Genomic DNA, 19193 nt, shown 5'->3' with positions numbered 1-19193 from the left:
GAATCACAACATTTCTGGATCGTATTTCAAATCAAAATTTAATAGCATCAGCAAATAGGGAAGCACTCATATCTTTAGCAGAGAGTCTCGGTTCCACCATTAACGGCCACTCTATCCCCAAGTCAGCATCATTCCAGATAACTGAGTGTTCAGCACTCGGGTTATAATAGTCGGTACACTTGTAGACAAACTCTGCTACATCACTCATCACATAAAATCCGTGAGCAAAGCCTTCAGGCACCCAAAGTTGACGCTTATTTACATCGGACAGTATCACACCGACCCATTGAGCAAATGTTGGTGAATCTTGACGCATATCTACTGCAACATCATATACTTCTCCATAAATCACTCGTACCAGCTTACCTTGGGTATTTTCGGTTTGATAATGTAAACCTCGAAGGGTTCCCTGACCTGATTTAGAGTGGTTATCCTGTACAAATGGTGTAGGTTTTCCCGTAACCAACGCCTCAAATTTTTTTTGCTGCCATGTTTCCATGAAAAATCCACGATCATCACCAAAAACTTGAGGTTCGATAATCTTCACATCTGGAATTTTAGTTTCGATAACGTTCATAACTTTTACTTATAGTTCCGAATATTGATGAGTGCTTTCTGCCAATCACTTGGCTTAATACCAAATTGCTGAACAATTTTGTCACAGTTCAAACGCGAGTTAGCAGGGCGTTTCGCTGGGGTTGGAAACTCACGAGTTGGGATTGCTTTTAATAATGGTTTCTTGTCTAAAATCTGAGAACTTTCTGCTTGGTCAAAAATTACACGGGAGAATTCATACCAGCTTACGTATGGAGCACCTGAGAAGTGATATATACCCCACAGTGGTTCTTTACCAGCATCAATGAATTCGATCATCGTAATTAAAGCTTTAGCAATATCTCCGGCATAAGTAGGCCCGCCGACTTGATCCGACACTATACTTAAAGCGTCACGTTCGGCACCTAGCCTTAGCATGGTTTTAACAAAATTACTGCCGTGTTCACCGAACACCCATGCCGTACGTAAGATTAAATGCCGTCTACATGCTTCAGCAACTGCAATTTCACCTGCAAGTTTACTTTCCCCGTAAATGCTCTGCGGAGCTGTAGCGTCTCTCTCGGTGTAGGAGCCATCTACATCGCCATCGAATACATAGTCAGTCGAAATATGAAGCATTACCGCACCACAACGATCAGCCGCCTCCGCAAGATATTGAGGACCATCACGATTAATCGCATACGACAAGTCTACGTCTTGCTCCGCTTTATCAACTGCGGTGTATGCAGCCGCGTTGATTATATAGTGAGGAGCAAACTCTGACACGATAGAAAAAACTGCTACTTGGTCAGTTATATCAAGCTGCTCTTTACTATAAGATAGCAAATCAACCTTGCCACGAAGCTGCTCAACTAAGTAATGACCAACCTGGCCATTACATCCTGTGACTAACACCCTCATATCCTTACTCCACTCCATTAGTTAAAGAGAGTAAATAATGGCCATATTCATTTTTCAGCATTGGTTTCGCTAATCGTTCAATATCACTGACTGATAACCACTGATTGCGCCAAGCAATTTCTTCCAGACAAGCGATCTTAAGTCCCTGTACATGTTCAATTGTTTGAACAAACGAAGAGGCTTCATGTAAGCTTTCATGAGTCCCGGTATCTAGCCAAGCAAAACCACGCCCAAGAAGCTCAACATGAAGTGAGCCATCATTGAGATACATCTCATTAATAGAGGTAATCTCTAGCTCGCCTCGGGCTGAAGGATTAACTTTTCTGGCAAAATCAACGACTCGATTGTCATAAAAGTATAAACCTGTCACCGCATAATTCGATTTGGGTAACTCAGGCTTTTCCTCAATCGATATCGCTTTCATATTGTCATCAAACTCAACAACACCAAAACGTTCAGGATCTTTAACTTGGTAACCAAAGACTGTAGCGCCATGCTCTCTTTCGGCAGCATGCCGAAGCGTTTTACTAAATGATTGTCCGTAAAAAATATTGTCTCCCAGTACCAAACAAACACTTTCATCACCAATAAAGTTCTCACCAATAATGAATGCCTGGGCTAAACCATCAGGACTCGGCTGAACGGCATAGGTCAGATTGATACCAAAATCACTTCCATCCCCCAACAAACGCTTAAAGCTATCTTTATCTTGTGGTGTAGTAATGATCAATATATCTCTGATGCCTGCTAGCATTAACGTAGATATCGGGTAGAACACCATCGGTTTATCATAAATTGGGAGAAGTTGCTTTGATACACCACGAGTCAAAGGATACAAACGAGTACCAGAACCACCGGCGAGAACAATACCTTTCATTTTCTATTTCCCCACACCCAGACGCTCTAAACTGTATGAACCATCTAGCACCCGACTCCACCACATTTTATTATCGAGGTACCATTCGACAGTCTTGCGAATTCCTGATTCAAATGTTTCTTCAGGCTTCCAACCTAACTCACGTTCAATCTTGCTTGCGTCAATCGCATATCGGACGTCATGTCCCGGACGATCTTTTACGTAGGAGATGAGGTCTTGATAATGATCAACACCTTGTGGTTTGTTTGGAACCAACTCTTCCAACAATGAACAAATCGTCTTAACAACCTCAATATTCGCTTTCTCGTTGTGACCACCAATATTATAAGTTTCACCGACGACGCCTTTTGTCACAACTTTGTATAACGCACGGGCATGATCCTCAACAAATAACCAATCACGAATTTGCATCCCATCCCCATAAACTGGTAGAGATTTACCATCCAATGCATTAAGAATCATCAAGGGAATAAGCTTTTCAGGGAAATGATACGGGCCATAGTTGTTAGAACAATTCGTTACAATTGTTGGTAAACCGTAGGTACGTAACCAAGCACGAACCAAGTGGTCACTGGAAGCTTTCGACGCGGAATAGGGGCTAGAAGGTTCATAAGATGTCTCTTCGGTAAACAGCTTATCTGTGCCCTCAAGATCACCATAAACCTCATCAGTTGAAATATGATGAAAACGAAAAGCGGTTCGACGCTCCCCTGTCAAAACCATCCAATATTTTCGGGCGACTTCAAGAAGAGTGTATGTCCCAACAATATTTGTTTCGATAAAAGCAGCGGGTCCATCGATGGAGCGATCCACATGAGACTCAGCGGCTAAATGCATGACAGCGTCAGGAAGGTGTTTAGAGAAGACCCTCTCCAACGCTGCACGGTCACAAATATCAACTTGTTCAAAATAATAGCGTTCACTATCTGCGATAGAGAGCAACGACTCAGAATTACCAGCATACGTTAACTTATCGACATTAATTACACTATCTGTCGTGTGCTTTATAATATGACGAATAACCGCTGAGCCAATAAAGCCTGCACCACCAGTAACGAGAATTTTCATAACTATCTCTTATATTTCCGATTTTTCCACCCTAACAGTGGTAATGAACTGATTATCGTCATTATCTTACAAAGAGTGTGTATTTTGTACTTTTACTACATGATTTGCACCAGCAATACTGGATTCACCATTAAGCATTCGAATAATCAAAGATAATTAAGCTTAGGGAATCCAAGAGCACTGTGCCTTTTTGTCCAATGATAATCAACTTCTACGCACTCAAAAAGCATTTGACACACTTGGTCACGAGACAGATATGTTCGCCCGATAACTTTGGTTCGCAGATAAATCACCAACACTCTGAACAATGACTATAGTCCAGTTGCTATATCGGTTTCTCTTTTACTTCTCATGGCTAGATTAGATATGGGGCTAAAGGGATAAGCAGGCAACCTTTCCCATCAATAAACAGTTGAGATGATGATTTAGATGCGTTGAACTATCTTTGTATCCCTAGGGGGTGTTGTTACATCAACAAGTGCTTTCATTTCCACTTGCTCCAGCATTCCCTTCACGCATCGTTCTTTTCGTTTGGCTTTGATACCAATCCAAATGAAGAAGCCAGAAAATAGTAATACGACAGCAAGAGGAAGCGTGGTCAAAATGTCAGAAAACGCGATCATTCCTTCTCCGGAGAAAATAAACGCGACTATACCCAATGTGATGATGCTCAGCAGTGCGCCGAAGAAGAAAAAAGGCCCCCCATGACTACGCGCAATTGATTTTACATGTTGCGACAGATTGATATAGCCATAGCCTATCAATACGTTACTTTGTGGATCCTGAAATCCAGCAATGGCGACCAAGTCACCTTGATTCAATACCCACGACTCCGACAGTCTCAGAATCACCGTCTGGGAGTTAGACAACTCGATACGAACAGTTGTGGAAGTTACGGCTTGGTAAGATTGAACCTTACTCTCTATCAAAGTCACATTCATTATATTCGAGTTTTCCCATCAGAAAATAACGCTGACAGCGACAATTAGATTGATTCATGAGTCATATCAAACGTGATAAAAATAGAAGTGCATACAATATATGAAACCAAGCAACTATGATCATTCAAATTATCTATTGAAGTCAATGAGATAATTATCATTTATATAGACACGTCCAGAAATGACTTATTATTATTGATAAAAAAATAAAAATTAACCCTTTGATGATGCGCGATTTGAAGAGCGATAAATTTGACTGACTACTTGAGGATATGAATTAACTTGATGGCTAGGGGCTGTATATGGTCTTCTCCATCATTGCAAGGATAATTAGTCGTTTTTGACAGTAAATAGGTTTGCGTTCGTATATCCGGCTTCTATCTGAAGTATTCATACTTCGAGCCTCGATGAACTTCGCACATATCGTCCTTATCGTTGACACGGATTTTAATCCAAATGTAGTGGCATATCGCATTTAATTACATCAGAAAAACTTTATTACTACACACAAGATATTAAGGAAAGTTAGCGCCCTGCTTGGAGGGTAAAAATATAATGTTCTTGATTATAATAGATATCTGAAACTTCAAACGGTGTGTCATCTTCTAATCGAGCAATACTGCGAGCGAATAAAACGGGCTCGTCACGCTTTAGATTAAGGTAATGTCTGACCTCTTCACCCGGCAGCTCGGCGCGGATTTGCTTTTGACTTCCTTTTACTTTTAGCCCTTTGGATTCAAGGTAGAGGTACTTTGAACTATTCAGTTCAGCTTCGCTAAGATCGTCAAAATAAGGGTCGATCAACATATGGGTAGATTCAAATACAAAAGGAACGGAACCGACTAAGCGTAAACGTTTCATGAACCAAACTTGGCTATTTGGTGCGATGCCAAGCTCCTCACACACTTTATTCGGTGCCGTTACTTTTTCTAAATGAAGTAACTGATTAACTATGGGTGAATTGAGACTCGTCGCAACTTCACTTGAGGTTAGGTGGCTATCCAATGGAAGGGACATCTTCAGGTCTTGAGCTTGCTCGCAAATAAAGGTTCCTCGACCACGCTGTCTTTCGACGATGCCTTGTCTCACAAGGTAATCAACAGCTTTACGTGCAGTCATGCGGGAAACGCCATATTGCTCTGCCATAACGGTTTCAGAAGGAATTGGGTCACCCGGTGTTAATGAACCACCATCGATTTGAGCCAATAAAATCTGCTCAATCTGGATATAGATTGGGATGTGCGACTGCTTATCTATCATAGTTCCCCCGTTTAATTCGCATCTCATCCTATCTTAGGCAACTTGATTACACAACTATACAACATGATGATTTTTATTAGGCGCTTAACTGCACATGGAGAACCAAGAGTTCGTGATTGCAATCACATATGCGACCAAGTCGTATAGACAACTATACTAATTGAACATTTAATGCTCACATACTTATAAGGATACGGAGTAATCTGACAATGAAACAATTTGGTTCAAAGCTCCAAGATCTCGGTAAAGCGTTGATGATGCCAATTTCAGTCATCGCTGCTGCCGGTATATTTCTTGGATTAGCTGCCGCCCTACAAAACCCTAATATTACAGGCCAAGGATTTAACCAATTTGAATTTGTTCAATTAATCTTAGGATTCATTCGCAAAGTTTCCGGTTCTCTCTTTGGCAACCTACCATTATTCTTTGCCGTTGCTGCTGCAATTGGTTTAGCAAAACAGGAGAAACCAACTGCTGCTTTTGCAGCAATTATCGGTTTTATTGCAATGCACGTGGGTATCAACTACTCACTCATGGCGCAAGGTCTAACGCCTCAAACGACTTCAGTTGCTTATCTTGTAGAGCAAGGCATGGGCAAAACAGAAGCTATGATGCTTTCAGCAGAATTCGGCTATACCTTGGGTATATTCTCATACCATATGAGTGTGCTTGGGGGGGTATTAGCTGGCTTAGTGACGGTCACTCTGCATAACCGTTTTTATACTATTGTGCTACCGACTGCGATTAACTTCTTTGGCGGTCGTCGATTCGTACCAATTATCACTGTTGTCGTATTGCCTATAATTGGTGTGTTAATGTCTCTTATCTGGCCAACAATCGGGGCTGCTATCACGCATATTGGCCAATATATCGGTGAATCGGGCAGTTTCGGTACCTTCTTGTTTGCAGCAACAGAGCGTCTACTGATCCCTACTGGCTTACATCACATTCTTAATGAAACTGTACGTTTCACACCGATCGGTGGTATCGCAAATGTCGATGGTAAAAGCATCGTAGGTGCATTGAGTATCTTCAACTATGCACTAGCACACCCAGAGTCAATCAGTAACGATGTCGTGAAGGAAGCCACCCGTTTCTTAGCGCAAGGCAAGATTCCTGTAATGATGTTCGCTTTACCGGGCGCTGCATTAGCCATGTATCACTGCGCTCGAGAAGAGCACAAAGCGCGAGTTAAAGCGCTTGTAATTGCAGGTGCGTTGGCTTCTTTCACAACGGGTATAACTGAACCATTGGAATTTAGTTTTATCTTTGTTGGTCCAATTCTGTTTGTTTTCCATGCAATTATGACAGGTCTGTCGTTCGTGCTAATGCATCTGTTTGGCGTGATGATCGGTAACGTTCAAGGTGGTGTGATTGACTTACTCGTCTTTGGTGTACTTGGTGGCCCGGCAACAAATTGGTGGATAGCGGTTCTAGTTGGCGCATGTTACTTCCCTATCTACTACTTCGTTTTCCGAATCATCATCACTCGTATGAACGTGAAAACTCCAGGACGTGAAGATGAGGCTGCTGAATCGACTCAACAAGTCAGTGCTTCAGAGCAGGCAGAACAGATCATTGCAGGCCTCGGCGGTGCGCAAAATATTCAACTGGTGGATAACTGTTTTACTCGTCTTCGCGTGAAAGTCAAAGACATGGACAAGATTCAAGATGACTCACTCAAAGCAACCGGGGCAAGTGGCATCAAGCGCGCGAGTGACGAAGATGTTCAGATTATCTATGGACCACAGGTAGAGAGTATCGCCAACGACGTAAAGCAAGCCCTAGCAATCTAATCAAATTTTAAACTCGATTGAACCTCCACATGTGAGGTTCTCAATACCCTAATTTTGTAAGTGAGAAATGAGATGAAAAAAGCATTCAATATTGTTCTAGTTGGTGGTGGTTCTACATGGACACCGGGTCTTCTGAAAGCACTATGTAAGCGTAAAGATACATTCCCTCTAAAACGTCTGGTGATGTTTGATGTAAATGCATCTCGCCAAGAGACGATAGGCGAATACGCAAAATTACTCTTTTCTGAAGATTACCCAGAGCTAGATTTTGAGTACACAACGGATAAAGATGTCGCGTACAAAGATATGGATTTCGTACTTTGCCAAATGCGTACTGGCGGCTACGAAATGCGTGAAAAGGATGAAAAGATACCCCTTTCTCTCGGTATTATCGGTCAGGAAACCTGTGGTCCAGGTGGTTTCGCTTACGGTATGCGCTCTATCGGTGACATGATTGAAATGGTAGAAGATGTACGTGAACATGCCCCGCAAGCTTGGATTCTAAACTACACGAACCCTGCAGCAATTGTTGCTGATGCTCTTAAGAAGCGTTTCCCAACAGACGAGCGTATTCTTAACATCTGTGACCAACCGGTAAACCTGCTGCGCTCATATGGCCGCCTTCTTGATGTAAATCCAGATGAGTTTGATCCTGTGTACTTTGGCCTAAACCACTTTGGCTGGTTCACTCACCTGTACAACCAAGAAGGTGAAGATCTTGCACCTAAACTGAAAGACTTCATTTCAAACAATGGCTTCAAACCGGTAGATGCAGAGCAACGTGATCAGTCATGGTTGGATACCTATGCGTCTGTGGCAGATATGTTGCGTGACTTCCCTGATTACCTACCAAATACGTACCTACAGTACTATTTATATCCAGAGTACAAACTGTCGAAACTGGATGCGAGCTACACGCGAGCTAATGAAGTAATGGATGGTCGAGAAAAGCGCGTCTTTGCAGAGTGTCGGCAAGCAGTCCAAGACGGCACAACGAAGAACGCTAACGTCGTCCATAACGATGCCCATGGTGACATGATCGTAGAAGTTGCTGAATCTATTGCATTTAACCAAAAGCGTAAGTTTGTTGTGATTCTTGAAAACAATGGCCTAGTTACAAACCTAGATGACGATGTCATGGTAGAAGTAACGGCTGAGCTTGGTATCAATGGTCCTCGCCCATTTGGTGTTGGTAAGATCCCTACATTCTACAAAGGTATGATTGAACAGCAATTCGCTTATGAGCGCCTAACGGTTGAAACATGGTTTGAAGGTTCTTACAGCAAAGCACTTCAAGCTCTGACACTAAACCGCACTGTAGGCGATGCTAAAAAAGCTCGTTTAGTGCTTGATGCCTTAATTGAAGCGAACAAAGATTATTGGCCAGAGCTTGTATAAGCAGTCATTAAAAACTTTTGTAACTATTAGAGTAACGCCCCCTAAAGTTTACTCCGAGAGCTCCAATTCCCAAGTTACGAAAGTAGCTTGGGGATTCTTATTAAGAATACACATAGGAAGTAATGTGAAGATAGTCATAGCACCAGACTCTTTTAAAGAGAGTTTGACAGCTCTTGAAGTGAGTCAAGCAATTAAAACTGGTTTAGCAAGGGTTTGGCCTGATGCTGAATATGTATCTGTACCCATTGCAGATGGTGGTGAAGGTACCGTGCAGGCATTGATCGATGCAACTGGTGGAAAAAAAGTTTATACAGAAGTTAGAGACCCAAGAGGCAACCCAATTCAAGCATGTTATGGCGTTCTTGGTGATAGTACAACGGCGGTGATTGAAGTTGCCGAAGCATGTGGTTTACACCGAATACCGCTCGATCAACGTGATACCAAATACACTTCAAGCTATGGCGTCGGGCAATTAATACTTAATGCACTGGATTTGGGAGTAAACCGCTTAATTATTGGCCTTGGTGGAACGGCAACAACCGATGGCGGCAGTGGTATGTTGGCTGCTTTGGGGGGGAAGTTTTTAGATATAGAGGGCGAACAGATAACACCTTGTGGTGAAGCACTACTTAAAGTCCATCAGATAGACGTTTCTAAATTAGATTCTCGGTTATCTCAATGCGAGATTTTAGTAGCGTGTGATGTGGACAATCCACTGTGTGGAGATATGGGAGCAGCAGCTTTTTTCGGCCCTCAAAAAGGAGCCACAAGTGAGGATATTGCTATTCTTGATAAGGCATTACTCCAATTTGGAAAAGTGACAGAGAAAACTAGTGTAAGACCTGTAATCAATGCCAAAGGAGCTGGTGCCGCAGGTGGAATGGGAGCAGCTTGGCTGGGTTATACTCATGCTCAATTAAAGCCAGGAGTTGAGTTAGTTCTGCAGATTGTTGAATTAGAAGATCAACTTTTAGACGCAGATTTAGTCATTACCGGTGAAGGAAAAATAGATAAACAAACTATTCATGGGAAAGCTCCAGTCGGTGTTGCTAAGTTAGCGAAGAAACATGATATCCCGGTGATTGCAGTGGCTGGTTGTACAAATGATGGCTACCAATCCGTTTATGATAGTGGTATCGATGCAGTATTCACCTGTGTACCCAGAGCGATGAACTTAGATGATGCTTTTGCAGAAGCCGAAACTAATTTGACGAACTTAGCTGAAAATATTGCTCGTATGTATCAACTGTACTAATTCAGACATGACCCAATAGTCCTCTCTTTTATTGCGCATCTACAACAACAGAATTGCAAAAAGTCATCTTAACTTTTTTCGGGGGAGAGGATTACAACCATATAACGAAACAACCTTCTTAGCGCTTCAACGCAGATTAAATACTCTGCTCAAGTCTTCGTGATTCATGGCTGTTATTCATTTCCACTTGCTTCAGCATTCTCTTCACGCATCGTTCTTTTCGTTTGGCTTTGATACCAATCCAAATAAAGAAACCGGAAAACAGTAATACGACAACAAGAGGAAGCATGGTCACAATGTCAGAAAACGCGATCATTCTTTCTGCGGAGAAAATAAATACAACTATACCCAATGTGATGATGCTCAGCAGTGCGCCGAAGAAGAAAAAAGGCCCCCCATGACTACGCGCAATTGATTTTACATCTTGTGACAGATTGATATAGCCATAGCCTATCAATACGTTACTTTGGGGATCCTGAAATCCAGCAATGGCGATCGAGTCACCTTGATTCAATACCCACGACTCCGACAGTCTCAGAATCACCGTCTGGGAGTTAGATAACTCGATACGAACAGTTGTGGGAGTTAGACAACTCGATACGAACAGTTGTGGAAGTTACGGCTTGGTAAGATTGAACCTTACTCTCTATCAAAGTCACATTCATTATATTCGAGTTTTCCCATCAGAAAATAACGCTGACTGCGGCAATTAGATTGATTCATGAGTCATATTAAACGTGATAAAAATAGAAGTGCATACAATATATGAAACCAAGCAACTATGATTATTCAAATTATCTATTGAAGTCAATGAGATAATTATCATTTATATAGATACGTCCAGAAATAACTTATTGTTATTGATAAAAAAATAAAAATTAGCCCTTTGATGAATCGTGATATCCCAATCCCCCCGAGCCTGTTGAATCCGTTTGATTCAGTGGCGCAGAGGGGGACATGTAAAAAAGGTTATCGATCAAAACCAATATCAGTTGCGATTCACCACTGAGTCTCGCACCACTAGATTACCCTGAATACTTGACTTATTCTCTGACGGATGACGTTCGAGGAAGTTATCTAGTTCTTTCATCAGTACAGCGATCAATCGTTCAGACGGATAACTGATACACGTCAGTGACGGGGTTAGCTGCTTGGCCAGTGATGAGTCTTCCAGAGAGAGAATCGAAACATCTTGTGGTGTAGACAGGTTAAAGTCTTGCAGCAGTTTCATTGCGACAGCGGCATGGCTATCTTTCATTACAATCAGTGACGTAAATGATGAATAACTGTTGACGAGGTTCATCATCGCCAACTCTGCACTTTCATCAGCGCTGACAATCAGTTGCCGGTTAATCGGGATCGACATATTCTGCATGGCGATTTTATACCCCTCAAGCACTTGCTGAGACGCGTAATTCTGACCATCGAGCAAAATCGCAACGGATGTATGCCCCTGGCTGGAAAGATAACGGCAGGCACTCTCACAAGCAAAACGATAGTCGTAACTGATAGAACGACAGTTGTCATGCACATAACTATCAACTGCAATCGTCTTGTCGAGCGCTGAAGCCGGAATATCACCACCGAAGGTGATAATCGCATCACACTGTCCATGCCCCCACGATTCCATCACGCGGTGAGATTCTTCCGGTGTATCGGCAAAACTGACCAACATCCGCTTATCTCTTTGCTTAAGTGCATCGCATAGCAATGGCAAAAAAGTAGACACTTGACCCGTATCTGAGCTCGTTAAAACGACACCAATATAGTCAGACTTTTGGGTCGCAAGGCTCTGCGCCATGATATTAGGGCGATAGTTAAGCTCTTCCGCCGCTCTGAGCACAGCTTCGCGGCTTTCTTGTTTCACTCCCCGGCTGCCACTCATTACGCGAGAAACCGTCGCTTTTGAGACATTTGCCAACCGAGAGACATCAGTGATAGTAACCATGACAATCCTATTTAACCAAGGTCAATCAAAGGGAACATTCAGGATGGAAAACGGTTCCCGTCTGTTTTCATTTTACCTTTGAAGACATATTTAACAAGAGGACTGCACAATAATTAACGCGAACAATCCGGTGATTTTATCACCGGATTGAACGTATCACCCGAATCAAGGCAAGTGATTCACTGTGCAATCCGCCGATATACGTCGATCAATTCAACGACCAGTTCCTTGGCGAGCATCGATGTCATCAAATGGTCCTGTGCATGAACCATAATGAGTGTCATCGGTGTTTTACCTTCGCCTTCATCCGCTTCAATCAGCTGCGTCTGAACACGATGGGCGAGACTTGCGAATTCACTCGCCTGATGTAACAACATATCTGCCTGTTCAAAATCTCCGCTTTTGGCACTGCGTAGCGCTTCATAACAGAGACTCCGGGATTGTCCGGCATTGACAATAATTCCCATGACTTGTTCTTCTAGATCCATGCTAAACTCCTATTTACCGCGCTCCTTGCATACGGCACTTCAATCATCAAATCCATTACCTTCCGACACCTGAGCAAACCATTCACCACTTTTTTTCAGGCTGCGTTGCTGGGTTGCCAAATCCAGTCGGTAAAACCCATACCGATTTTTATAAGCGTTGCACCAAGACCAGTTATCGATAAAGGTCCAGAGGTGATACCCGAAACACGCAGAGCCTTCTTCAATTGCCCGATGTATCCATTTCAGATGTTCACGAATAAAATCAATGCGATAGTCGTCCTGAATCTGTCCATCTTTGAGGAATTTTTCTTCACCTTCGACACCCATGCCATTTTCTGAGATATAGCAAGGAATGTTGCCGTAGTGTTCCCGTAGATTAGTCAGGATGTCATAAATACCTTTCTCATAAATTTCCCACCCCCGATGCGGATTCATTTTGCGGCCGGGCATTTCATAAGGCTCAAAGAACCACTCCGGTACAAAAGGCGCGTTAGGATTCACCGCACTCAACCGCGCTTTCACTCTTCTTGGTTGATAGTAGTTAATCCCCAGTAGGTCGATTTTACCTTTGGCAATCAGGTCACAATCACCATCATGGATATCAGGTAGTTGCCCGTACTGCTTGAGTAAGGTCACGAGTTGCTGTGGATATTCTCCCCGAATCACCGGGTCAAGGAAGCTTCGGTTAAACATCAAATCACAAATATTGGCAGCTTCCAGATCCGCCTGATGTTGCGAACGTGGATAGGACGGTGTCAGATTAAGCACGATGCCAATCCGTCCGCTCAGCTTCAGGTCGTGATACTTGCTCACGGCCATCGCATGCGCCAATACGGTATGATAGGCCACAGTTGCAGCACGACGAAAATCCAACACATTCGGATAATGGAAATCGTACAAGTAACCACCTTCAACCGGCACAATCGGCTCATTAAATGTAAACCAGTGCTTCACCCGATCACCGAACAGACGAAAACAGGTTTCGGCATAATCGGCATAGGCTTGTAATACGCGACGATTCTCAAAACCGCCGATTGCCTGCATCTTCATCGGCATATCGAAATGAAACAGACAGATAAATGGTTCGATCCCTTGTTCTATCAGTGTGTCGATCACTTGATTGTAAAAATCAACCGCTTCAGGATTGACGTCACCAGTCCCGTCAGGGATCAAACGAGCCCACGAAATTGAGGTCCGGAAGCTGTTATGCTTGATGTCTTTCATCAATTGAATATCTGAACGGAAATGCTCATAAAACGTTGACGCATCTGTCGCAGAAACCCCTTGATGAAAGCGATTCGGTTCAGATTTGTACCAGTGATCCCAGATATTTTCCCCTTTTCCGCCAGAAAAGGCCGCACCTTCAGTTTGTGTCGCTGAGGCTGCACTTCCCCAATAGAAATGCTGCGGAAATTGATACTTCATATTTGTTCTCCATCAGCGGGCAGTTGCTCTGCCCGCACTGTATATCTCTTATCTTGTTGATTGACGTTGCACCACACGATTAAACGGTGACGCCTTGTGGATGCTCGGCTTCTTTCTTCTCCGCTTCGGTTGCTTCTTTGTCTAATAGCTGTTTCTCATAAGCTTTCAGGAAAGGCAGATACATCAGCGCAGCAGAACACATACACAATAGAGACAGAATTACCGGACTAACGGCCCAGTTGGCGGCCCATGATGCCCCGATTGGGCCAGGTGTTGTCCATGGCGTCAGTGAGACCACTTTTGCAACAAGACCGAGGTCCACCGCAAACCACGCAAACACCGCATTAATCATCGGAATCAATATGAATGGTAGGAAAAAGATCGGGTTCATGATAATCGGAGCCCCGAATAAAATCGGTTCATTGATATTAAAGAAGCCGGGGACTATACCCATTTTCCCAATCGTTCTTAAGTGAACCGCTTTTGATCTCAGCAGTAAAAATGCCAGTGGTAAAGTTGACCCCACACCACCGATCAATAAGTAGTGATCCCAAAAACCCTGTAGGAAAATATGAGGCAGCGCTTCACCTGCGGCCATCGCTACTTGGTTTTCAGACAGATTGGTCATCCAGAATGGGTTCATGATCCCTGTAACGATTAACGCCCCATGAATCCCAGCAAACCAAAGGAGCTGACAAATAAAGACGGCAAGTAATACTGCGGCTAATGAGTCGGAAGCAGACACTAACGGTTCAAGTAATGTCATGATCGCTTGAGGTAAAATCATACCGGTTTGTGATTCAATCAATAAGTTGAGTGGATACAACGTCAGAATGATGAATAAAACCGGGATGAGGATTTCAAACGAGCGAGAAACGCCTGTCGGAACTTCGGGAGGAAGTTTAATCGTCACATGGTGACGCTTCAGGAAAGCATACACTTCGGTCGCATAAATCGCGGTCAGGATTGAAGTGAAGATCCCCTGTCCTGACAAGTATTGCATCGATATCGAACCGTCTTTTAATGGCGCCGCAACCAGCATAAATGCCATTAATGCCAGCAGGCCGGTTGTCATCGGATCAAGCTCGTGATGCTTGGCCAGGCTGGATCCAATCCCGACCGATATGAAAACGGTCATAATCCCCATGCTCAGATTGAAAGGTAACATGAGTTGATCGCGGTATTCGGTGGAAAAGTCCAGCCATGCCCGGGCAAAGCCCCATGTTGTATCCGCGGGAAACGGTGGAAAAATAAACACGAGCATGAATGATCCGACAATCATGAACGGCAATGCCGCAATAAAACCGTCCCTGATCGAGGTGAGATATTTTTGTTGACCAACTTTGACCGCTATTGGTGTTAGTTTTTGTTCAATTGCATTGACCACATGGTCGTATAGAGTACTCATTTTGATGTCCTGTTCTTAATTTTTCTCAAACGCACTCGCCTATCAGTTCTATTGCAAAATCAAGCACTTTGTCTCCATTTTGCATCCCATAATCCATCATATTGATAGGCTCGACTTTGATACCATATTTGTCGGCTTTCTTTTGTAAATCCTGTTGCATGTACTTAACCTGAGGGCCCAGTAAAACCACTTGATACTTGCCAACCTGATCACTGAACTCCGAGGTACCATATGCCTTTATCTCAACATCAATGCCACGCTCTTTTGCTGCGGCTTCCATTTTCTTCACCAGCAACGAGGTTGACATTCCTGCTGAGCAACACAGCATGATCTTTTTCATAACCGATACTCCTTACTTCGTTTCAATATATTTGCTTCAACGATGATTTCGCTTAAGCATTGATTCGTTTAGACACTGATTGATTTGTTTAGGCGATTATCTGTTTAGACACTGAAAGTATGCGCCCACGGATTGCACTTGGAAACCGGTTTCCAAGTGCAATCCGTGGGAATGTGAAATTGATCATTAAAACGGTCACAAGCGAGTATGATTCTATGATCTATCAAACAGATTCATCGATTCATGGTTATGCTGATTGAAAGAAAGGCACTGATTTTGCCGACTGTTTTTACCACAGTAAAAGGCAATATCACCGTATGAAGGTGTGATCTAATCTTTATTTATAAATCGTTGTTTATGAAAGAATAGCAGGTTGGACAATCGGTTTCCAAAATCACTCATCCAGGACAAGGATCGCCATGAATCATTCCGTTACCAGACTGTTCGCGGACACACTTGATCATTATTTTTCACCATATGCAAGGAAGTTAAGCCAGAGCCCCCATCTGATCGCATTACGCGACGGTTTTCAGATCTCGATGCCTTTTGTCTTTATTGGTTGCATTTTTGTACCTCTGGTTTTTCCGCTTACCTCTGCCCTATCGATGGGCGAAACCTCATTGATCGCATTGTGGTGGGAATCGCTCAGTCGCAGTTTACAACCCGTCATTCTGCCCATGTACCAAATCACACTGGGGCTGGTTGCAATGATTATCTCATTTGGTATCTCCGCCAGTCTGGCAAAACAATACCGTCTTCCGGAACGTTTATCCGGATTAACAGGTTGCCTCGCTTTTCTGATGCTGTCGGGGTTTTCAACACTAAATACCCAAGAACTTTACTATCTGGGTGGCGGTGGTATTTTTACGGCGCTCGTCGCGGGTATCTATGCCATTGAAGTCATTAATATGTTTATCAAGAAAGGTTGGTACATCCATATGCCTGATGACGTACCGCTGATTACTGCGCAAGGGTTTAAATTACTGATTCCGATCTTTGTTGTCTTCCTGACATTATCGCTATTTGATCTCATTCTGAAACATTACGCTGGTGTGCATTTCCCCCACCTGATTGAAACACTGTTCAAGCCACTCATTCTTGCCTCCGACAGTCTGGCCGCGGTGATTATTTCGATTCTGGTTTGTCAGCTGTTGTGGTTTGTCGGAATCCACGGTTCAATCATTATCACCAGTATCATGAATCCTTTCTGGATGACGAACCTGCTCGCCAATCAAGCCGCCATTGAAACGGGTGTCCAAATTCCACCGCATATTTATACAGCGTCATTCTGGGATTTTTTCCTCCTCATCGGTGGCGTCGGTTCAACACTACCGTTGGTATATCTTGCGTTGAAAAGCCGCTCCAACCACATGAAGTCAGTTGGGAAAGTCGCGCTATTACCTGCAATTTTTAATATTAACGAACCGATTTTGTTCGGTTTCCCGATTATCATGAATCCGGTATTTATTCTCCCTTTCATTTTTGTCCCGATACTGAATGCCACCATCGCTTGGTATCTGACATCGATTGGCGTGCTGGACCGAATCGTCATGATGCTACCTTGGACCGTTCCCGCCCCACTCGGTGCCACATGGGCCGCAAATGGCAGTATCGCCAACGTGTTAATGGTGCTGTTTGCGCTCGTGAATTCCTATTGTCTGTACCTCCCCTTTTTCCGTGCCCACGAGAAAATCATTCTCGCGCAGCAAGAGCAAATGGCCGCCCAAAAACATTAATTCATCCGATAACCTAGAATGACTACAGGCAACCATCTCAGTGAGAAAGACCGACGATTCTCCCCCTGAACCGCCGGTTTTCCCTTTTCTAACAATATGCTTTTCTTATTAACTTCTATTTATGCGCTGTTCTGGTGAAACAGCTTTATGTATTGAACAAAAACAAAACAACCGATTTTGTGCCCTCCTTAGAAATGGAAATCAATCTGTGTACGGAATAGATGTCGATAGGCACCCGCGTCACTACCGCCGGAACGGAACCGTTCTTGAACGGAGTAGAAGGTTTCCCAAACAACATTTTTAAATAACACATATTTCACCCCAAGAATGCCGCCTTTGGCATCAGTGGGTAATGAACCCCATTCATCATCATGGGAGTAGTCCCCATATCTTCTGAAATCGATATAACGGAAATAAAGTCCGTATGAGCCGACTTGTGCTAAGTCAGTATCTTTATAATCGATGCGGTATTCTTGGCTGGTGTTATGATGCTCAGCATTCGTCATCGCAAACGCACCGCGGAGTAGAATGTCATCCGTCAGGCGGTATTGCAGTTCAAATGCGCCCATCCGATCCATTTTCTGCGCGTCATTTTCGTTGTCGTTCGTCGCAACGGTCAAACTGGTCTGCAAATCATCGGTCAAGCTACCAGTCAGATTCGCACCGGCAATCGAGATATCAGAGCTGTTTGGCATCGTCACCAAATCCCCCTGTCTCGGTCTTAGCCAAAATGCTTTGGCATTCCATCCCGGCAAGACATCATAATCAAGCTGAACCCCATCAGCCGCATGACCAAACGGAACGGCCTGAAATCCGTAGCCCCACCATTTTGTCCCTAATGTCACACCGACACCACCGGGGCGACCTTCAACCCAAATCCGCTGTAATGTCCCATCCTGATCACTACTACCGTTATCCCCGTTACGCCATGATTGCGTGACGGTATAGCCTTTACGAGTCTCAATCTGGAAGTTTGCACTCCAGTCTTCCGAGACTTTCATCTTGCCTTCTAAATCCATATAGAAATGCTTGTTATTGGCACCGGAACCAATTGGATCACGATCATCGTGATCGTATTTTGCTCTGAAAAAACCAAAGATATGTACCCGCTCCATCATCGCTTTCAGCGAGGTAATCGAATCACTGTCCATCGACTCTTCATAATCCATTCTTTCTTGTTTCAGCTTTTGTAGTTCACTCTGGTATTGCTGATGTAACTGTTCGAGTTGTTGGATTTGAGTGTCCAGCGCTGCTTTATCCACTGCGGCAGCAACTGAACTGAATGACCAGCAGGCTGCCAGCATCACTGGGAGTACCTTCAGTCCCATCTGTTTTTTCCTGTCCATAGTTTTCTCGTCTTTATTTTACCTATCGTTTCAGACCATCTTCCCGAAATTGACCCCATGTTCCCTTGAAACCAAAGGTTCATCATGCTCAGTTCTCACAACCGTCTAAGATTTGGCAACGTTTCAAAATACGGAAACAACCAGCAGAAACGATCATATTTAAAGAATCACAGCATTTTTTCGAGAGCTCAGTTATTGTTCAAAGCCAGTCTAATTCTATAGACAACAATAGATTGTGGTGATCAGCACGATTTTTCAGATTTAGGGTAAATATTGGAAACCGGTTTCCAATATTGTTACGAACATCACCTTTTTATCTCGAAAAAATGCTGGTGACATGATGAATGATGGAATTCGAATGAATGAAAAGAAGGAATAACAAGTCATCCAAGGGTTGTTATCGTTATAACTATATGCAACAAAGCCAACAAATGTGAGCCTGTATAGAAAAC

At 43.4% G+C, this 19193-nt stretch carries 17 protein-coding genes; 4 read left to right on the top strand and 13 right to left on the bottom strand.

Annotated elements, in window-relative coordinates:
• Window positions 1–31: 31 nt before the first annotated feature.
• The 6 genes from rfbC to MKS89_RS00535 form a co-directional block, all read right to left on the bottom strand.
• Window positions 32–577 (bottom strand): dTDP-4-dehydrorhamnose 3,5-epimerase, encoded by a 546-nt coding sequence (rfbC, locus tag MKS89_RS00560; RefSeq protein WP_072963009.1) that lies wholly within the window; start codon window positions 575–577, stop codon window positions 32–34.
• Between the two features lie 5 nt (window positions 578–582).
• A complete protein-coding gene (rfbD, locus tag MKS89_RS00555; protein WP_072963017.1) occupies window positions 583–1455 on the bottom strand; it encodes a dTDP-4-dehydrorhamnose reductase in 873 nt (290 codons plus the stop codon).
• 4 nt (window positions 1456–1459) lie between these two features.
• Window positions 1460–2332 (bottom strand): glucose-1-phosphate thymidylyltransferase RfbA, encoded by an 873-nt coding sequence (gene rfbA, locus MKS89_RS00550; protein ID WP_072963006.1) that lies wholly within the window; start codon window positions 2330–2332, stop codon window positions 1460–1462.
• Between the two features lie 3 nt (window positions 2333–2335).
• Entirely contained in the window at window positions 2336–3400 is a 1065-nt protein-coding gene (rfbB, locus tag MKS89_RS00545; protein ID WP_072963004.1) for a dTDP-glucose 4,6-dehydratase, read from the bottom strand.
• Window positions 3401–3825: 425 nt separating this feature from the next.
• Window positions 3826–4329, bottom strand: coding sequence for a hypothetical protein (locus tag MKS89_RS00540; RefSeq protein WP_131814951.1), 504 nt, complete (start codon window positions 4327–4329; stop codon window positions 3826–3828).
• Window positions 4330–4866: 537 nt separating this feature from the next.
• Window positions 4867–5601, bottom strand: a complete 735-nt coding sequence (locus MKS89_RS00535) for a GntR family transcriptional regulator (RefSeq protein WP_072963000.1) — start codon at window positions 5599–5601, stop codon at window positions 4867–4869.
• Between the two features lie 209 nt (window positions 5602–5810).
• Between MKS89_RS00535 and MKS89_RS00530 the strand changes: the two genes are divergently transcribed.
• The 3 genes from MKS89_RS00530 (at window position 5811) to MKS89_RS00520 (ending at window position 10050) form a co-directional block, all read left to right on the top strand.
• Entirely contained in the window at window positions 5811–7397 is a 1587-nt protein-coding gene (locus MKS89_RS00530; protein WP_072962998.1) for a PTS transporter subunit EIIC, read from the top strand.
• A 72-nt stretch (window positions 7398–7469) separates the two neighbouring features.
• A complete protein-coding gene (locus MKS89_RS00525) occupies window positions 7470–8795 on the top strand; it encodes a 6-phospho-alpha-glucosidase (RefSeq protein ID WP_072962995.1) in 1326 nt (441 codons plus the stop codon).
• A 124-nt stretch (window positions 8796–8919) separates the two neighbouring features.
• Complete coding sequence (locus tag MKS89_RS00520) at window positions 8920–10050, top strand: glycerate kinase (protein ID WP_072962993.1); 1131 nt, start codon at window positions 8920–8922, stop codon at window positions 10048–10050.
• Between the two features lie 136 nt (window positions 10051–10186).
• On the opposite strand, the gene MKS89_RS00515 is transcribed toward MKS89_RS00520, so the two are convergent.
• The 6 genes from MKS89_RS00515 to MKS89_RS00490 form a co-directional block, all read right to left on the bottom strand.
• Window positions 10187–10564, bottom strand: coding sequence for a hypothetical protein (locus MKS89_RS00515; RefSeq protein ID WP_072962990.1), 378 nt, complete (start codon window positions 10562–10564; stop codon window positions 10187–10189).
• Between the two features lie 474 nt (window positions 10565–11038).
• Window positions 11039–11998: a LacI family DNA-binding transcriptional regulator gene (locus tag MKS89_RS00510; RefSeq protein WP_072962988.1), complete on the bottom strand. Its 960-nt coding sequence runs from the start codon at window positions 11996–11998 to the stop codon at window positions 11039–11041.
• A 179-nt stretch (window positions 11999–12177) separates the two neighbouring features.
• The gene (locus MKS89_RS00505; protein WP_072962985.1) at window positions 12178–12486 is read right to left on the bottom strand and encodes a PTS lactose/cellobiose transporter subunit IIA; all 309 of its coding nucleotides are present in this window, start codon (window positions 12484–12486) and stop codon (window positions 12178–12180) included.
• A 39-nt stretch (window positions 12487–12525) separates the two neighbouring features.
• Window positions 12526–13911, bottom strand: a complete 1386-nt coding sequence (locus MKS89_RS00500) for a glycoside hydrolase family 1 protein (RefSeq protein WP_072962982.1) — start codon at window positions 13909–13911, stop codon at window positions 12526–12528.
• 79 nt (window positions 13912–13990) lie between these two features.
• On the bottom strand, window positions 13991–15319 hold the full coding sequence (locus MKS89_RS00495; RefSeq protein WP_072962980.1) for a PTS sugar transporter subunit IIC: 1329 nt from the start codon (window positions 15317–15319) through the stop codon (window positions 13991–13993).
• Window positions 15320–15344: 25 nt separating this feature from the next.
• Window positions 15345–15659, bottom strand: coding sequence for a PTS sugar transporter subunit IIB (locus MKS89_RS00490; RefSeq protein ID WP_072962977.1), 315 nt, complete (start codon window positions 15657–15659; stop codon window positions 15345–15347).
• Between the two features lie 419 nt (window positions 15660–16078).
• Between MKS89_RS00490 and MKS89_RS00485 the strand changes: the two genes are divergently transcribed.
• Window positions 16079–17395, top strand: a complete 1317-nt coding sequence (locus MKS89_RS00485; RefSeq protein WP_072962975.1) for a PTS sugar transporter subunit IIC — start codon at window positions 16079–16081, stop codon at window positions 17393–17395.
• 188 nt (window positions 17396–17583) lie between these two features.
• Here MKS89_RS00485 and MKS89_RS00480 read toward each other — a convergent pair whose 3' ends face one another.
• Complete coding sequence (locus MKS89_RS00480; protein WP_072962972.1) at window positions 17584–18723, bottom strand: PspA/IM30 family protein; 1140 nt, start codon at window positions 18721–18723, stop codon at window positions 17584–17586.
• Between the last annotated feature and the right edge of the window lie 470 nt (window positions 18724–19193).

The sequence above is a fragment of the Vibrio gazogenes genome, from assembly GCF_023920225.1.
Lineage (GTDB): Bacteria > Pseudomonadota > Gammaproteobacteria > Enterobacterales > Vibrionaceae > Vibrio > Vibrio gazogenes.
This window is presented reverse-complemented; position numbering and strand designations above follow the sequence as displayed.